10 protein-coding genes are annotated in these 14,947 nt (G+C 68.1%); 5 read left to right on the top strand and 5 right to left on the bottom strand.

Features of this window, described 5'->3' with window-relative positions:
* Positions 1 to 372: 372 nt before the first annotated feature.
* Genes ACE3RQ_RS18105 through ACE3RQ_RS18085 form a run of 5 tightly spaced genes read left to right on the top strand, consistent with a single transcriptional unit; the run spans position 373 to position 9,908 of the window.
* Positions 373 to 1,899 (top strand): TolC family protein, encoded by a 1,527-nt coding sequence (locus ACE3RQ_RS18105; protein ID WP_374523486.1) that lies wholly within the window; start codon positions 373 to 375, stop codon positions 1,897 to 1,899.
* Positions 1,900 to 2,721: an efflux RND transporter periplasmic adaptor subunit gene (locus ACE3RQ_RS18100; protein ID WP_374523485.1), complete on the top strand. Its 822-nt coding sequence runs from the start codon at positions 1,900 to 1,902 to the stop codon at positions 2,719 to 2,721.
* Positions 2,722 to 2,728: 7 nt separating this feature from the next.
* Positions 2,729 to 6,394 carry a VCBS domain-containing protein gene (locus ACE3RQ_RS18095; RefSeq protein WP_374523484.1) on the top strand — a complete coding sequence of 1,222 codons (3,666 nt, stop codon included), beginning with the start codon at positions 2,729 to 2,731 and terminating at the stop codon, positions 6,392 to 6,394.
* Positions 6,394 to 7,791 (top strand): efflux RND transporter periplasmic adaptor subunit, encoded by a 1,398-nt coding sequence (locus tag ACE3RQ_RS18090; protein WP_374523483.1) that lies wholly within the window; start codon positions 6,394 to 6,396, stop codon positions 7,789 to 7,791. Before ACE3RQ_RS18095 ends, ACE3RQ_RS18090 begins: the two co-directional genes overlap by 1 nt.
* On the top strand, positions 7,788 to 9,908 hold the full coding sequence (locus ACE3RQ_RS18085; RefSeq protein WP_374523482.1) for an HlyD family efflux transporter periplasmic adaptor subunit: 2,121 nt from the start codon (positions 7,788 to 7,790) through the stop codon (positions 9,906 to 9,908). Before ACE3RQ_RS18090 ends, ACE3RQ_RS18085 begins: the two co-directional genes overlap by 4 nt.
* 65 nt (positions 9,909 to 9,973) lie before the next feature.
* On the opposite strand, the gene ACE3RQ_RS18080 is transcribed toward ACE3RQ_RS18085, so the two are convergent.
* From ACE3RQ_RS18080 to hutU, 5 genes are all read right to left on the bottom strand, one after another.
* Positions 9,974 to 10,939 (bottom strand): Bug family tripartite tricarboxylate transporter substrate binding protein, encoded by a 966-nt coding sequence (locus tag ACE3RQ_RS18080; RefSeq protein ID WP_374523481.1) that lies wholly within the window; start codon positions 10,937 to 10,939, stop codon positions 9,974 to 9,976.
* 83 nt (positions 10,940 to 11,022) lie between these two features.
* The gene (gene hutG, locus ACE3RQ_RS18075) at positions 11,023 to 11,991 is read right to left on the bottom strand and encodes a formimidoylglutamase (RefSeq protein ID WP_374523480.1); all 969 of its coding nucleotides are present in this window, start codon (positions 11,989 to 11,991) and stop codon (positions 11,023 to 11,025) included.
* On the bottom strand, positions 11,988 to 13,205 hold the full coding sequence (gene hutI, locus ACE3RQ_RS18070; protein WP_374523479.1) for an imidazolonepropionase: 1,218 nt from the start codon (positions 13,203 to 13,205) through the stop codon (positions 11,988 to 11,990). Before hutI ends, hutG begins: the two co-directional genes overlap by 4 nt.
* Positions 13,202 to 13,849 (bottom strand): HutD family protein, encoded by a 648-nt coding sequence (locus tag ACE3RQ_RS18065; RefSeq protein ID WP_374523478.1) that lies wholly within the window; start codon positions 13,847 to 13,849, stop codon positions 13,202 to 13,204. The genes hutI and ACE3RQ_RS18065 overlap by 4 nt, the downstream gene beginning before the upstream one ends.
* Positions 13,850 to 14,947: urocanate hydratase (gene hutU, locus ACE3RQ_RS18060; protein WP_374523477.1), on the bottom strand; the 1,098-nt coding region annotated here is incomplete at its 5' end.

The following is a 14,947-nucleotide window of genomic DNA, read 5'->3' as shown; positions in this document are numbered from 1 at the left end:
GAAATGGCGTAGTCCATGATTTGCTGCGGGGTGTGTGCGCCTGTCACGCCCCTTGGCCGCCGACGTGGCGGCCACGTTCTCGCGGCAGGAGGGTGAGGAGGGCGCGCTGCCCGCCCCTCATGGCATTGCCCACCGAGCCGTCGGTTCCACATCGCCGGCGGTGTCTCGCCCGGTGGTGCTGCGGCCGGATTGAACCCACCCCCGCATCCGAAAGAAACTGACCTCAATCCGCCACCGCCGCCGCATGGCCTGCTGCTCCCGCGTGGGGCAGGAGTGGATTCGGCATCACCCCGGTTTCCATCGGGGGGGCCAGCCCGGTTGAGACAACGGGTGTGGTCGGCGCTGGCTGCTCAAACACTTTCCCAAACTGCCATGACACAAGAACGTCCTTTCCGCGCCAACCCCCTCACTGCCTGCCTGGTGGGCGTCGCTTTGCTCGGACTTTCCGCCTGCTCGACCCTGGCGCCTGCGCCGCTGAGCCAGGGCGACATTGACCTGGCCAACCAGGCTGACCGTGAGACCGCGAGAAAAGACGTGCAGCCCGTCACGGGCCCCTTGACCTTGGATGAGGCCATGGCACGGGCCCTGAAATACAACCTGGACCGTCGGGTGCGCTTGCTGGAGGAGGCCATGGCCTTGCGCCAGCTTGACGTCACGCGCCTGGACATGCTGCCCAAGCTGGTGGCGCAGGCCGGCTACTCGGACCGCAGTGTGGAGCGTGCAACGTTCAGCTCGCCGTTCAGCCCGGTGTATGGGCCCACCTCCACCGATTCGTCCTTCTCCAGCGCCCCCCATCACAGCACGCTAGACCTGGGCCTGACCTGGAGCCTGCTGGACTACGGCGTGGGTCAGTACAACGCCCGCCAGCAGGCCGACCGCGTGCTGATCGCTGCTGAAAAGCGCCGCAAGGCCATGCACCTGCTCATGCAGGACGTGCGCACCGCCTACTGGCGCGCGGCCAGTGCCCAGCAGCTTCGCGATGACGTGACGCGCACCATCAGCCTGGCCGAAGAGGCCTTGGCCGATTCCCGCAAGGTGGAGGCCGAACGGGTGCGCAACCCCATTGACGCACTGCGTTACCAGCGCCAGCTGCTCGAGAACCTGCGCCTGCTCGAAGCCATCAACCAGGAACTGCTGTCGGCCCAGGTTGACTTGGCCAACCTCGTCAACGCGCCGCTGGGGCAAACCATTCCGATTGCGGAGGCTGATGTGCCCGTCACGCCCGATCACGTGGTGAAACTGCCCGTGCAGACGCTCGAAGAGGTCGCGCTGCGCCACAACGCTGACCTGCGCGAGGCGCACTACAACGCACGCATCGCCCGCGACGAAACGCACAAAGTGATGGCGCGCATGTTCCCGAACCTGTCGTTCAACTACAGCCTGAACTACGACTCGGACAAGTTCCTGGTGGACCGCAATTGGCAGGAGGCGGGCCTGCAACTCTCGTTCAACTTCATGAACCTGCTGACCGGCCCGGCGCAGAAGAAGCTGGCCGAAGCCGGCGTGGCCCTGGCCGACCAGCGCCGTGTGGCCACCCAGATGGCCGTGCTCACCCAGGTCCATCTCACGCGTCTGCAGCTGCTGAACGCGCGCAGTCAGTTCAAACGTTCCGAGGAGATGTACGCCACCGACCGGCGCATCAGCGAGCTGGGTCGCCTGCGCGAGAGCGCCCAGGCGGGCAGCAAGCTCGAGCGCGTCAGCAACGACACCGCCGCCATCCTCAGCCTGTTGCGCCGCTACCAGGCCATGGCCCAGGTTCAGGTGGCCGAGAGCCGCCTGCTGGCCCAGCTGGGCCTTGAGCCCCAGATCGGCAGCACCGACGAACTCAGCCTCAAAGACTTGACGGCGCAGGTCAAGGGTGAGGGCAATCCCTGGCAACGCCTCGTCGTGAGCAAGTAAATGCACGGGCTGTTCGCTTCCCGGCTGGGCCTGTGGTGGCTGCTCATGGGCGTGGCCAGTGGGGCCGCCGCCCAGACCCAGCCGCCCGTTGTTCCCAAGGCGCACCCCCCGTCTGTCGCCCCTGCCGAGGCGGTCGGCCGCAGCGCCGGTGCCGAACGCGAGATTCGCGCCCAGTTGACGCCTCGCCGCTACACCACGGTGGCAGCCGAGATTGGCGCCAAGATCAGCCGGCTGCCCGTGAGCGAAGGCGGCGCCTTCAAGGCGGGGCAGTTGTTGGTGAGCTTCGACTGCACGTTGCAGCAGTCACAGCTCAACAAGGCCAAGGCAGAACTCGAGGGCGCCGAGCAATCGCTCAAGACCAATGAGCGACTGGTCGAGCTCAACGCCGGCGGGCAGCTGGAGGTGGAGTTGGCCCGCGCCGCGCGAGCCAAGGCACGGGCCGAGATGGGGGCAAACCAGGCGGTGTTGGGCAAATGCAGCGTCAGCGCACCCTACGCCGGTCGCGTGGCCGAGCAGAAGGTGCGTGAGCAGCAGTACGTGCAACCCGGCCAGGCCCTGCTGGACATCATCGACGACAGCGTGCTGGAACTGGAGTTCCTGGTGCCTTCGCGTTGGTTGGCCTGGCTCAAGGCCGGTGGGCAGCTGCAGGTGCAGATCGACGAAACCCAGAAAACCTACCCCGCCCGCTTCACTCGCATTGGCGCGCGCGTGGACCCGGTCAGCCAGTCTGTCAAGGTGGCTGCAGCCATTGATGGCCGCTTCCCGGAGCTGATCGCCGGCATGAGCGGACGCGTGATCGTTCCCTCCGCAACCAACCCCTGAGACAGCCATGAAGAAGAAGCCCCACGACAACCTGCCCTCGACCTTTTCTGCCGTGGCGCAGGCCTCCCGCCTGGTGCGGCGCAAGGCCTCTCCCATGGTGCTGGAGCAGCGCTTCATGTTTGACGGGGCCGCCTTCGTGGAGGCCACGGCGGCGCTGGCAGCTGACCCCCAGCAGGCCCCCGCACAGGAATCGGCGGCATTCGATGGCGCGCTGACTTCGGCGCTCAGCGCCGACACCCGTCCCCATGCCGACGGCCCCTCACTGTTCACTTTGGTGGTGGACGGCGACAGCGGCCCGAGCGGCAAGCTGGAGCAGGGGGTGGCGGCCGCAGAACAGACGCTGCTGGGCTGGGCGGGCAGCGCCGGCGCTGTTGCGGACGTGGGCGCCATCTTTGCACCGCAGGACAGCGGCCTTGGCACCGCAGACGGCCGTGTCGCGCACGTGCTGGAGGGCATTCGCAGCGGCGACATCTCGGTGAGCCTCGAGCTGCGCGACCCCAGCGACCTGTTGGGGGCGATGGGCGCGTTCGCCGCCTCCGGGCCGGGTGGCACACCCGCGATCTACCTGAACCGCGACTGGGTGGAGAGCGCCAACACCACCCGCGAAGCCATCGTCGCCGTGCTGCTGGAGGAGTACGGTCACTACCTGGACTCGATGCTGAACCAGGGGGGTGACGCTGCCGGCGACGAAGGTGAAGCCTTCGCCAACTGCCTGCTCGAGGAAAGCACGTCCGAAGCCGACCGCCAGCGGATCGCCGCCGAAAGGGACGCCGTGGTGGTCTGGCTCGAAGGCCAGGAGGCCCACCTGGAACTGGCGTCCCTGTTGTTCAGCAAAGCCGCCTATTTTGCCGAGGACTCGGCTGAGCCTGGATCGCAAACCGCCGACCTGGAGGGCAACACGCTGAGACTGCTGGATAAGGTCAATCAAGCCGACGGCGCGACCCAGTTCCTGTTCAACTCCGACCCCGACAGCGCCCCGGTGTATTCGGGCAACAACGTCCGCGGCACGCTGTACGCCATCAACAGCAGCGACACCGTGGTCGGCTCGTACTACGGCGAGATCAGTCGACTGGTCAAGTCCGGCTCCACCGTCTATGCCGGTCAGTTTTTTGTTTATCCCACCGGTGGCAACTCCGCCACCGGCGATCCATCCACCACCATCCTGATCGACTTCGGTACTGGTGGGGCGTTTTTCACGGGTCAGACCATCCACACCAGCAGCGACCCGGTGGATACGGCGCTGAACAACTTGCTGCTCCAACCGACCTCACCCGAGGCCATAGCCGACGTTGGCATTGCCCATGAATCGGGCGGCACCGCCAACGCCAGGGCTCCTGCCAATGCCAGCCCCACAGGCAACCTGCTGACCAACGACGTCCAACCGGCAGCCGACACCGACGCCAACGACAACTACGTCAGTGAAGTCAAAACGGCCTCTGATCCCAGGGTCGCCAACCCGGTGGGAAGCGTTGAGTACACCACCCCTGAGGGCGTTGTCGAAACCTGGGGCGCCAAACTGCAGGGTCTCCACGGCGACCTGTATGTCAGTGCCGATGGTTCCTACCGCTACGTCGTGAACGATAACGACCCGCAGGTCCAGGCGCTCAAGACCACCGCCGACACCCTGACCGATGCCTTCCAGTACAAGGTCAGCAACGCGCAGACCATGGGCGATTCCAACTGGGCAGAACTCACCATCACCATCAAGGGCAGCAATGACGCGCCGGTCGCCAGCGATGACCAGGCGTACGCCCGGGAGGCCGTTGGCACCCTCGCGGCAGACCCGGCGGGCAATGCCGACGGCAACGTGCTGACCAACGACACCGATGTGGACGCCGGCGACACCAAACGCGTCGTCGATGTCACGGCAATCCACATCACCATTCCCACCGCCGTTCCAATCAGCGATGGTGGGACGGCCATTCCGGGCAAGTACGGCCAACTGGTCATGGGGCCTGACGGTACTTACACGTACAGCGTCAACAACAGCCACCCAGACGTGAATGCCCTGGGCTCAAACGCGACGCTGTCCGAATCGTTCACTTACACCGTGTCCGATGCCGGTGGCCTGACCCACACCGCCATCCTCACCATCACCATCCTGGGGGTGGACGATGGGCTGAGCGTCAGCACGGTGACGGTCAACGAAGGTTCGCCCTACGCCGTGTTCACCGTGACCGGCACGCCAGGCCAAGCCACCTACCTGTCCCTCGACAACGAGCAAACCACGGGCCTGGAGAGGCTTGAGTACCACGACCCCAACAGCACCGATGCCAATGCCAATGGATGGGTGCTTTACACCAGCGGCACCGTGAACCTGGATGCCAACGGCGAACTTCTGGTTCGCGTGGCCATCGACCCCGAGCAGGAAGCCATGCTCGACAGCCCGGAAACCTTCCGCCTGATCGCGACCAACGTGAATGGCATCGAAAGCGCATTTGACGCAGGCATCGGCACCATCTTGGACGATGGCACCGGGGACTACTTTGCCGACGACAACACCGATGGTGTCTCTGTGGTTCCCGAGGGCATATCACTGGACGACGATAGTCCGGGCATGACGATTGTTCCGGTGACAGTGGAGGAGGGCTCCACTGCCGTCTTCAACGTCAAGGTCACCGCCGCCGAGGCGCCCTACACGGTCACCTTTGCCACCAGCCTGAGCGGCCAGAGCGCCGAGGCCGACGACATTGGCGCGCTGGTGGTCAAGGACAGCACCGGTCAGGTGATCGAGCCCAACCAGGACGGCAGCTACACCGTGCCCGCCGGCACGACGGCGCTGACGGTGGAGGTCATCACCAACGACGATGACGTCTACGAAGGCAGCGAGACTTTCCTGCTGACCGGCAAGTCCGAGTTCATGGCCAGCAACACCAGCGCAGCGGGCACCATCCTCGACGATGGTTCGGGCAAGGTCTACGACGAGAATGGCACCGACTCTGGCGCCACGCCCGACAACGATCGCCCCGCGCCGGGGCCCGTCGCCGAATCGGCGGCAGTGGACGTCCCCGTGGCCGTGGTGTTGACGCCGGAAGCGTCCACGCCCCGCGAGCCGCTGCGTTTCGACTCGACGACCTTCGTCGCGTTGCCCAGTGACCAGCAGCCGCAGCTCTCAGTCGAGGTGTTGGCGCTGGTTCAGCGCGGCTCCATGGAAACCGAGGTGCCGCGCTTGTTGACCCAGGCCACCGGCTTCCAGGTGCTGGTGAACGAGCGCCAGAGCGGCCAACTGGAGCTCAACCGCACGATCGACAAGCAGTTTGTCGAGGCGGGCGCGCAGGGCGGCATTTCCCTGCCGTTTGACACCTTCACCCACAATGACCCGAACGCCCGGATCATCCTGGCAGCCAATCTGTCGGACGGGCGGCCCCTGCCCAAATGGGTCAGTTTCGATGCCCGCACGGGCACTTTCACGGTGCAGGCGCCGGCGGGGTATGTAGGGGACCTGGAGGTCGAGGTCAGCGCGCGTGACGACAGGGGCAACGAGGTGAAGACCAAGTTCAAGCTCACCGTGGGCGCCAAGGCCGCCGTCACCGGCCGCGAAGGCCTGAGCGATCAGTTGCGGCAGGCGTCGAAGAGCGCCTTCGTCTGGCGCGACACGGTGCGCGGCGAACCGGCTGCCGCACCGGCCCGTGAGCCCGCCCCTGCACAGCAGGTGCAGCGCGTGGACGCCTGATGTCCGCCGCCCCTCACCCGGCCACTCGCACGGTGCAGTCGCTGGCCGTGCTGCTGGACTTGACGCGGCGCGCGCGCGCGGCCGGGTCGGTGCGCGAACTGGCCTTCTTCGCCGTCAACGACAGCAGCCAGCTGGCACCGCTGCGCCAGGGCGCCACCTGGCGCCTGGACATGGGGGTGGATGCGCTGTCTGGCGTGCTGCAGCCCGAGGCCAACGCGCCCTACGTCCAGTGGCTCGACCGCCTGGCCCGGCGCCTGCACGAGGAGACGACGGCAGAGACCGCCGTGCGTGCCTTTGACAGCCACTCACTGCCGCCGGGCCTGGCCGAAGACTGGCGGTCGTGGTGGCCAGCCCATGCCTTGTGGGTGAGCGACCCGGCAGCTCCAGCGACAGACAAAGACCTGCAACCGCCGGCCTGGCTGTTCGCCCGCGAAGCACCGTGGACCGAGGACGAGCTGCGGCTCATTCGCGAATGGCGCGCAGCCTGGAGCCACGCCTGGACCGCCCTGCAGCCGGACCGCCCGAAGGGCCTGCGCTCGGCCTGGCAGCGCCTGCGCCGCCACCTGGCGCCCCGTGCGGATTGCCCCTGGTGGCGACAGCCGCGCGTGGACTGGGCGGCCGCGGCGTTGGCCGTGCTGTGCCTGCCGGTGCGCATGACCGTCATGGCCCCGGCCGAGCTGGTGCCGGCGCAGCCGGCCGTGGTGCGCGCGCCGCTGGACGGCGTGATCGCCACCTTCCACGTGCAACCCAACGCCACCGTGGCGCAAGGGCAGCCGCTGTTCGACTTCGACGAAGCCCTGATTCAGGGTCGCATTGCCGTGGCTCAGCAGGCCCTGCTGACCGCCGAGACCGAGCACCGGCAGGTGATGCAGCAGGCCCTGTCAGACCCCAAGTTCAAGGCACAACTGGCGCTGTTGGCCGGCAAGATCCAGGAAAAGCAGGCCGAGTTGGATTTTCTGCAAGACCAGGCCACCCGGGCCCGCGTGCTGGCGCCGCGCAGCGGCGTGGTGATCTTCGACGACCCCTCCGAATGGGTGGGAAAACCGGTGGGCACGGGTGAGCGAATCTTGCGCATTGCGGCGCCGGATGATCGCGAAATTGAGGCCTGGATTCCGATGGCCGACGCCATTCCCTTGCCCGAGCGGGCCCACGTCAAGCTGTACCTGAACGCCAGTCCGTTGTCCCCGGTGGTGGGGCAGGTCCGCTATGTCGCCCACGAAGCTGTCGCTCGCCCTGAAGGCGGCCATGCCTACCGTGTTCGCGCCACCTTGACGGCCGACACCGAGCACCGCGTTGGTCTCAAGGGCAGCGCACGGGTGCAGGGCGACTGGACAGTGCTCATCTACTGGATGCTGCGTCGCCCGCTGGCCAGCTTGCGCAGCAGCCTGGGCTTATGAGCGCCACGGCCTGGCCCCTCTTGCGCGAAGACTTGGCGCTGCTGCCCGGGCCCTGCCTGCCCGACGGGCAGCCCAGCTGGACACTGCACGACCCGGCGCGCAACCTGTTCTTCCGCATCGACTGGCCCAGCTTTGAAATGCTCAGCCGCTGGCGCCTGGGCGACGGACAGCGCATTGCCCGCGACATCGCCCAAAACACCACCCTCAACCTGGACGCAGACGATGTGAGCGGTCTGGCCCGCTTTCTGGAGCAGAACCAGCTGGTGCGGCCCCAGTCCGGCGACAGCGCCAGGCACATGGCCGAGCGCTGGGCGGCCATGCGCAGCAGTTGGCTGAAATGGCTGGTGCACCACTACCTGTTCTTTCGTGTGCCGCTGGTGCGGCCCGATGCCTGGCTCACGCGCTGGCAGCCGGTGGCGGACCGCCTGGCCTCGGCGGGTTTCCTGTGGCTCACGCTGGCCGCGCTGCTCAGCGGCCTGGTGCAGGTGGTTCGCCACTGGGAAAGCTTCACGTCGAGCCTGGTCGACACCTTCAACCTGGAGGGGCTGGCCGCCTATGGCGTGGCGCTGTTCGTGGTCAAGGCTTTGCACGAGCTTGGCCACGCCTTCACCGCCAAGCGCCACGGCTGCCGGGTGCCCACCATGGGCCTGGCCTTTCTGGTGATGTGGCCGGTGGCCTACACCGACACCAACGAGGCCTGGAAGTTGAGCAGCGCCTGGCAACGCCTGCACGTGGCCGCTGCCGGCATCGCGACCGAACTGGTCATCGCTGCCTGGGCCACCCTGGCCTGGGCGTTGTTGCCCGATGGCGCCTTGCGCTCAGCGGCCTTCGTGCTGGCCACCACCTCGTGGGTGGCGACGCTGGCCATCAACGCCAGCCCCTTCATGCGTTTTGACGGCTACTTCATCCTGGCAGACGCACTGGACATGCCCAACCTGCACGAACGCAGTTTCGCCCTGGCCCGCTGGCAGTTGCGCGAAGGGCTGTTTGGCCTGAAAGAGGCGCCGCCAGAGCACTTCTCGCCCTGGCGCCATCGCTCTCTCGTGGCCTTTGCGTGGCTGACCTGGCTTTACCGGCTGGTGCTGTTCATCGGCATCGCGCTGATGGTCTACCACCTGTTCTTCAAGCTGCTGGGCATCGTTTTGTTCGTGATCGAAATCGTGTGGTTCATTCTCAAACCGGTGCAGTCCGAATGGAGGGCGTGGCGCGAGCGCGCCGGCGCCATCCGTGCGAGTCGGCGCACGCGGCGCACGCTGCTGGGCCTGGGCCTGGGGTTGCTGCTGATGACCGTGCCCTGGCCATTGAGCGTGAGCGCCAGCGCGTTACTGCGCCCTATGAATGTGTGGCCGATTCATGCCCCGGCCGGCGCCTACCTGGCGCAGCTGCCGGTGGCCCACGGCAGTCGCGTGTCTGCTGGACAGACCCTGGTGCATCTGGCGTCGCCGGCACTGGGGGCCCGCGTGCGCGCAGCCCTGGCGCGCGTGGAACGGTTGCGTCGCCAGGCGGGGACGGCGGCGTTTGCAGAGGAGTCCCGGCAGCAGTGGCTATCCATGCACGAAAGCCTGGTCACCGCCGAATCGGAGTTGGATGCTCTGCACGCCGAGACTCGGCGGCTGACTCCGGTCGCACCCTGGCCTGGTGTTGTGCTTGATCTGGACCCGGATCTCCAGCCCGGTCAATGGGTGGCCAGGGATGAGCGCCTGGCCATCCTGGTCCAGGAAAACAGTTCCTGGATGGTGGAAACATGGCTCGATGAGGATGACGTGGCCCGCATACAGGTGGGGGCGAAAGCCCGGTTCCATCGCGATTCGGGCATCGGCGGCACCGTTGCCTTGAAAGTAAGCGCTATCGACAAAGACACGTCACGGGTGCTGGCCCGCCCGGAACTGGCAGCGGTGAATGGCGGGCATGTGCTGGTGCGCCACAGCAACCAGCAACTTGTGCCGGAACGAGCCATTTACCGTGTGCAGCTTGAGGTGATTGGCGCACCAGCCGATGTGGGCGATGCGTCACAGAGCTGGCGCGGGCGAGTGGCCATTGAGGCCAACAGTCAGGCCATGGCCGCGCGATACGTCCGGCAACTTTTGATGGTTCTGGTCAGGGAGCTCGGCTTTTAACAGGCAGATCGTCAGGCCGGGGTCGGCATGACGATCCGGGGCATGGCGGGGTGCCCTGGGGGAGCTCAGTCCAGTTGCACGCCCGTGGCCTTGATGGGGGCTTCCCAGCGCTTGAGGTCGGCGGCCTGTGCGGCGGCCAGCTCTGCCGAGGTGGAGCCCACCGGTTCGTAGCCCTGCTCAATGAGCTTGGCGCGCAGGGCGGGGGTGCGCACGGCCTTGGCCACGGCGGCGCTCAGGCGGTCGCGCACCTCGGGCTTGAGGCCAGCGGGGGCGTACATGGCGAACCAGGCGGTGGCCACCATGTCCACGCCCTGTTCCTTCAGGGTGGGCACCTCGGGCACCTGCGGGTCGCGTTGGGCGCCCGTCACCCCCAGGATGCGCACCTTGCCCGCGCGGTGCAGCTCGGCGGTCTCGGTGACGACATCGAACTTGTACTGAATGTGCCCGCCCAGCAGCGCGGTGTTGGCCGGGCCGCCGCCCTGAAAGGGCACATGGGTGAGGTCGGCGCCGGCCTTCTGGCCGAACAGCACGCCCATGAAGTGGGGCAGGGTGCCGGAGCCAGGCGTGCCGTAGGTGGCCTGGCCGGGGGCGGCCTTGGCCTTGGCCAGCATCTCGGCCACGTTTTTCACGCCAGCGGCGGGGCCGGCCACCACGCTGAACTGGAAGTGCGCGATCTGTGAGATCGGGGTGAAGTCTTTCACCGCGTCGTAGTCGAGCTTTTTGTACGCGTGCGGGAACAGCACCATGGGGCCGCTGGGCAGCACGATCACGGTCTGGCCGTCGGGCGCGGCGCGCTTGACTTGCGCCAGCGCAATGCGGCCCCCGGCACCGGGTTTGTTCTCCACCACCACCGCCGAGAAGTCGTTCTTCAGGCCCTCGGCCATCAGGCGGGCCAGCAGGTCGGCCGAGCCGCCAGGGGGGAAGCCGACGACGATCTTCAGCGGTGCGGGTTCCTGGGCGTGGCCGGGCAGGGCCAGGCCAGCGCAGGTGGCCAGTGCCGCGGCGGCCGTGAGCAGTTGTCGTTTGTTCATGGTCTGTCTCCGTTCTGGTGGTGCTCCAGCGGTGGTGTTCCGCTTGGCGCCCGATGCTAGAGACGGACCATTAATTGCGGAAATCAATCGTTGCCGGTGATTTCCCGGGGCTGCCGGGCGGCGGCGCGTGCCAGGCGGGCGACCAGGCGCGCGGCCACCCGGGCCGTGAGGCCGTCGCGGTCTTGCGCGGGGTTCAGTTCGGCGATGTCGGCCGCCACCACCAGGCCGGAGGCCATCACCAGGTCCAGCAGTTGCTCCACGTGCGCCAGCGGCACGCCCAGCGCGGCGGGGGCGGACACGCCCGGCGCCTGGCCCCCGGGCAGCACGTCCAGGCAGACGGTGAGGTACACCGCGTCGGCCTGGGCCAGGTCTTGCGCCAGGGCTTGCCGGGCCTGCGCAAGGCCTGCCGGGTCTTGCAACTGCTCGTCGAGCCAGTAGCGCACGCCCATGGCCTCGGCGCGCTCGAACAAGACGGCGGTGTTGGCGAAGGTGCTGACGCCCAGCACGCGGTAGTGGAAGGGGCGCCCATGGGCGGTCTGCCAGTCGTGAATCTGGCGAAACGGGGTGCCCGAGTTGCCGCGCGCGGCCATGCGCAGGTCAAAGTGCGCGTCGAGGTTGACGATGAGCAGGCGCCGGGTGTCGGCCCGGGCGGCGGCGATGCCCTGGAAGGTGCCCCAGGCCACCTCGTGGCCGCCACCCAGCACGATGGGCAGGCAGCCCTGGGCCATGGCGGCGTGCACGCGCTCGCCCAGTTGGCGCTGGGCGGTTTCCAGGTCGCCGCTGTCGCAGCCCACGTCGCCCGCGTCCCACAGCGCGGGTTCGCCTTGTACCGGCACATTGGCCAGTGCCGCGCGCAGGGCGGCTGGGCCGGCGGCCGCGCCACCTCGGCCTCCGTTGCGTTGCACGCCCTCGTCCACCGCGAAGCCGATCAGGGCCACGCCCTGGCGGCTGGTGTCGGTGTAGGGGCGAACCACGTGGTGCCAGCGCTGGCTGGGGCCGGTTTCTTCGCTGTCGGTGCGGCCGTGCCAGGCCGGTGCGGGGTGGGCGTTCATGGTCGTTGGGTTCCTTGGGCGATGACGCGCAGGCAGGGGTTGCGGCCGAACCAGTAGGCCAGCTCGTTCGGGTGCCGCAGGTCCCAGGCCACGAAGTCGGCGCGCTGGCCGGCGATCAGCCGGCCACGGTCGTGCAGGCCCAGGGCCTGCGCGGCGTGCACGGTGATGCCCTGGACGGCCTCCAGCGGCGTCAGGCGAAACAGGGTGCAGGCCATGTTGGCCATGAGCAGCAGCGAGAGCCCGGGCGAGGTGCCGGGGTTGTGGTCGGTGGAAATGGCCATCGGCACGCCGGCCTGGCGCAGCGCGTCGATGGGCGGGCGCTTGGTTTCCCGGAGGAAGTAATAGGCCCCCGGCAGCAGCACGGCCACCGTGCCCGCGGCGCGCATGGCGGCAATGCCCTGGGGGGAGAGGTGTTCCAGGTGGTCACACGACAAGGCGCCGAACGAGGCCGCCAGGGCGGCGCCGCCTTGGTCAGAGAGTTGCTCGGCGTGCAGCTTCACGGGCAGGCCCAGGCGCTGGGCCGCCTCAAACACGCGCCGCGTCTGCGCCGCCGTGAAGCCGATGTTTTCGCAGAACGCGTCCACGGCATCGACCAGGCCCTGGGCATGGAGCTGGGGCATCCAGTCGCAAACGGCGTCGATGTAGGCGTCGGGCTGGCCGTCGAATTCGGGCGGCAGCGCGTGGGCGCCCAGGAAGGTGGTGCGCACGTCCACGCCGAGCGACTGGCCCAGGGCGCGGGCCACGCGCAGGCAGCGGGCCTCGGCGTCAAGTGAGAGGCCGTAGCCCGATTTGATTTCCAGCGTGGTCACGCCTTCGGCCAGCAGGGCTTGGGCGCGGGCCGTGGCGGCTTGCAGCAGCTCGCCCTCGCTGGCCTGGCGGGTGGCGGCCACGGTGGAGCGGATGCCCCCACCGGCGCGGGCAATGGCTTCGTAGCTCGCGCCATTGAGCCGCATCTCGAATTCGGCTGCGCGGTGCCCGCCGTAGACCAGGTGGGTGTGGCAATCGACCAGGCCGGGCGTCACCAGCGCACCGCCCAGGTCAACCGACCGGGCGGGCTTGAGGTCGGCGGGGAGCTCGGCCAGGGCACCGACCCAGGCGATGCGCTCGCCCTCGGTGAGGATCGCGCCGCGCTCAATGAGGCCCCAGCCGTCTGGCCCGGCCAGGGGGTTCAGGGTGGCGAGGCGCGCGTTGTGCCACAGGGTGCGTGGGTTCATGGGTGAATGTCGGTTGGCAAAAAGTGCAGCCACCAGCCGATGGGCGCGGTGGGGGCGTCTGGCTCGGCGGGTGCGTGCGTGTCGGGTTCAAACACCCAGTCGCCGCCAGGCGGTTGCGCCAACCACAAGAGGCCAGGCCCCGGCAGGTGGTGTTGCAGGTCATCGCTGCGCCAGCGGCCAGCCACCCGCGCGAACAGGCCGGCCTGCGCGCCCGGCGGCGGGCGCCAGGGCTGGCCCTGCGCGGCGGGGGCCATGCCGCCATCGGCGCCACTGCACATGAGGTTGAGGTCTCGCACCGGGCCACCGAGAAGGCGGCAGCCCGGGGCCTGGGCGCCGTCAAAGGCCAGGGGGGCATCGCCCAGGCGCAGCGCGTGGGGCTGGCCGCCAAAGTCAAGCACCACGCCGTCACCCGACAGCAGGGCGAACCAGCGCCGCACGCCCGCAAAGGCCGAGAAAGGGCCGTCGGCACCGATGTCGGCCACGCTGATGCGCAGCCGCCAGTCGGTCGGATGGGGCCAGGCCAGCAGCTCGCGCGTCACCCCGCCGCCATTGCGCCAGGGGGTGCAGGGCGCACGGTCCAGCGCGATGGCGTGTGCCTCAGGGTGCACGGTGTGGGCCATGGTGGCGGGGTGGCGAGCGGGCAATCAGCCGATCATCGGCAGCTTCAGGCCGTGCTTCTTCGCGGTGGCCACGGCCAGCTCGTAACCGGCGTCGGCGTGGCGCATCACGCCAGAGCCGCAGTCGTTCACCAGCACGCGCGCCAGGCGCTCGGCGGCGGCGTCGCTGCCGTCGGCCACGATGACCATGCCCGAGTGCTGCGAGTAGCCCATGCCCACGCCGCCACCGTGGTGCAGGCTGACCCAGCTCGCGCCGCCGGCGGTGTTGAGCAGGGCGTTGAGCAGCGGCCAGTCGCTCACGGCGTCGGTGCCGTCCTTCATGGCTTCGGTCTCGCGGTTGGGGCTGGCCACGCTGCCGGTGTCGAGGTGGTCGCGGCCGATGACGATGGGGGCCTTGAGCTCGCCGTTTTTCACCATCTCGTTGAAGGCCAGGCCGGCGATGTGGCGCTCGCCCAGGCCCAGCCAGCAGATGCGCGCGGGCAGGCCCTGGAAGCTGATGCGCTCGCGCGCCATGTCCAGCCAGCGGTGGGTGTGCTTGTTGTTCGGAAACAGCTCTTTGATCTTGGCGTCGGTCTTGTAGATGTCTTCCGGGTCGCCCGAGAGCGCCACCCAACGGAACGGTCCCTTGCCTTCGCAGAACAGCGGGCGGATGTAAGCGGGCACGAAGCCGGGGAAATCGAAGGCGTTCTTCACGCCCTGGTCAAAAGCCACCTGGCGGATGTTGTTGCCGTAGTCCACCGTGGGAATGCCCATGGCCTGGAAGTCCAGCATGGCTTGCACGTGAACGGCGCAGCCCTTGGCGGCTTCGTCGCTCAGGCGCTTGTGTTGCGCCGGGTCTTTCTGGGCGGCCTTCCACTGCGCCACCGTCCAGCCCACCGGCAGGTAGCCGTTGATGAGGTCGTGGGCCGAGGTCTGGTCGGTCACCAGGTCGGGCTTGATGCCGCCGGCCTTGGCGCGCTTGACCAGCTCGGGCAGCACCTCGGCCGCATTGCCCAGCAGGGCGATGGAGACGGCCTCTTTCTTGGCGGTGTGCTCTTGGATGAGTTCGAGCGCGTGGTCGATGTCGCGCGCCTGCTTGTCCACGTAGCGGGTGCGCAGGCGGAAGTCGATGCTGCTCTGCTGGCA

Source organism: Hydrogenophaga sp. (assembly GCF_041913525.1).
In the GTDB taxonomy this organism is placed as follows: domain Bacteria; phylum Pseudomonadota; class Gammaproteobacteria; order Burkholderiales; family Burkholderiaceae_C; genus Hydrogenophaga.
The sequence above is the reverse complement of the archived record's forward strand: the minus strand, read 5'-3'. Positions and strand labels throughout refer to the sequence as shown.

Coding starts and splice junctions, on each gene's coding strand:
- hutG (WP_374523480.1), bottom strand. CDS start 11,991: ATGAACGCCCACCCCGCACCGGCCTGGCACGGCCGCACCGACAGCGAA.
- ACE3RQ_RS18100 (WP_374523485.1), top strand. CDS start 1,900: ATGCACGGGCTGTTCGCTTCCCGGCTGGGCCTGTGGTGGCTGCTCATG.
- hutI (WP_374523479.1), bottom strand. CDS start 13,205: ATGAACCCACGCACCCTGTGGCACAACGCGCGCCTCGCCACCCTGAAC.
- ACE3RQ_RS18085 (WP_374523482.1), top strand. CDS start 7,788: ATGAGCGCCACGGCCTGGCCCCTCTTGCGCGAAGACTTGGCGCTGCTG.
- ACE3RQ_RS18080 (WP_374523481.1), bottom strand. CDS start 10,939: ATGAACAAACGACAACTGCTCACGGCCGCCGCGGCACTGGCCACCTGC.
- ACE3RQ_RS18095 (WP_374523484.1), top strand. CDS start 2,729: ATGAAGAAGAAGCCCCACGACAACCTGCCCTCGACCTTTTCTGCCGTG.
- ACE3RQ_RS18105 (WP_374523486.1), top strand. CDS start 373: ATGACACAAGAACGTCCTTTCCGCGCCAACCCCCTCACTGCCTGCCTG.
- ACE3RQ_RS18090 (WP_374523483.1), top strand. CDS start 6,394: ATGTCCGCCGCCCCTCACCCGGCCACTCGCACGGTGCAGTCGCTGGCC.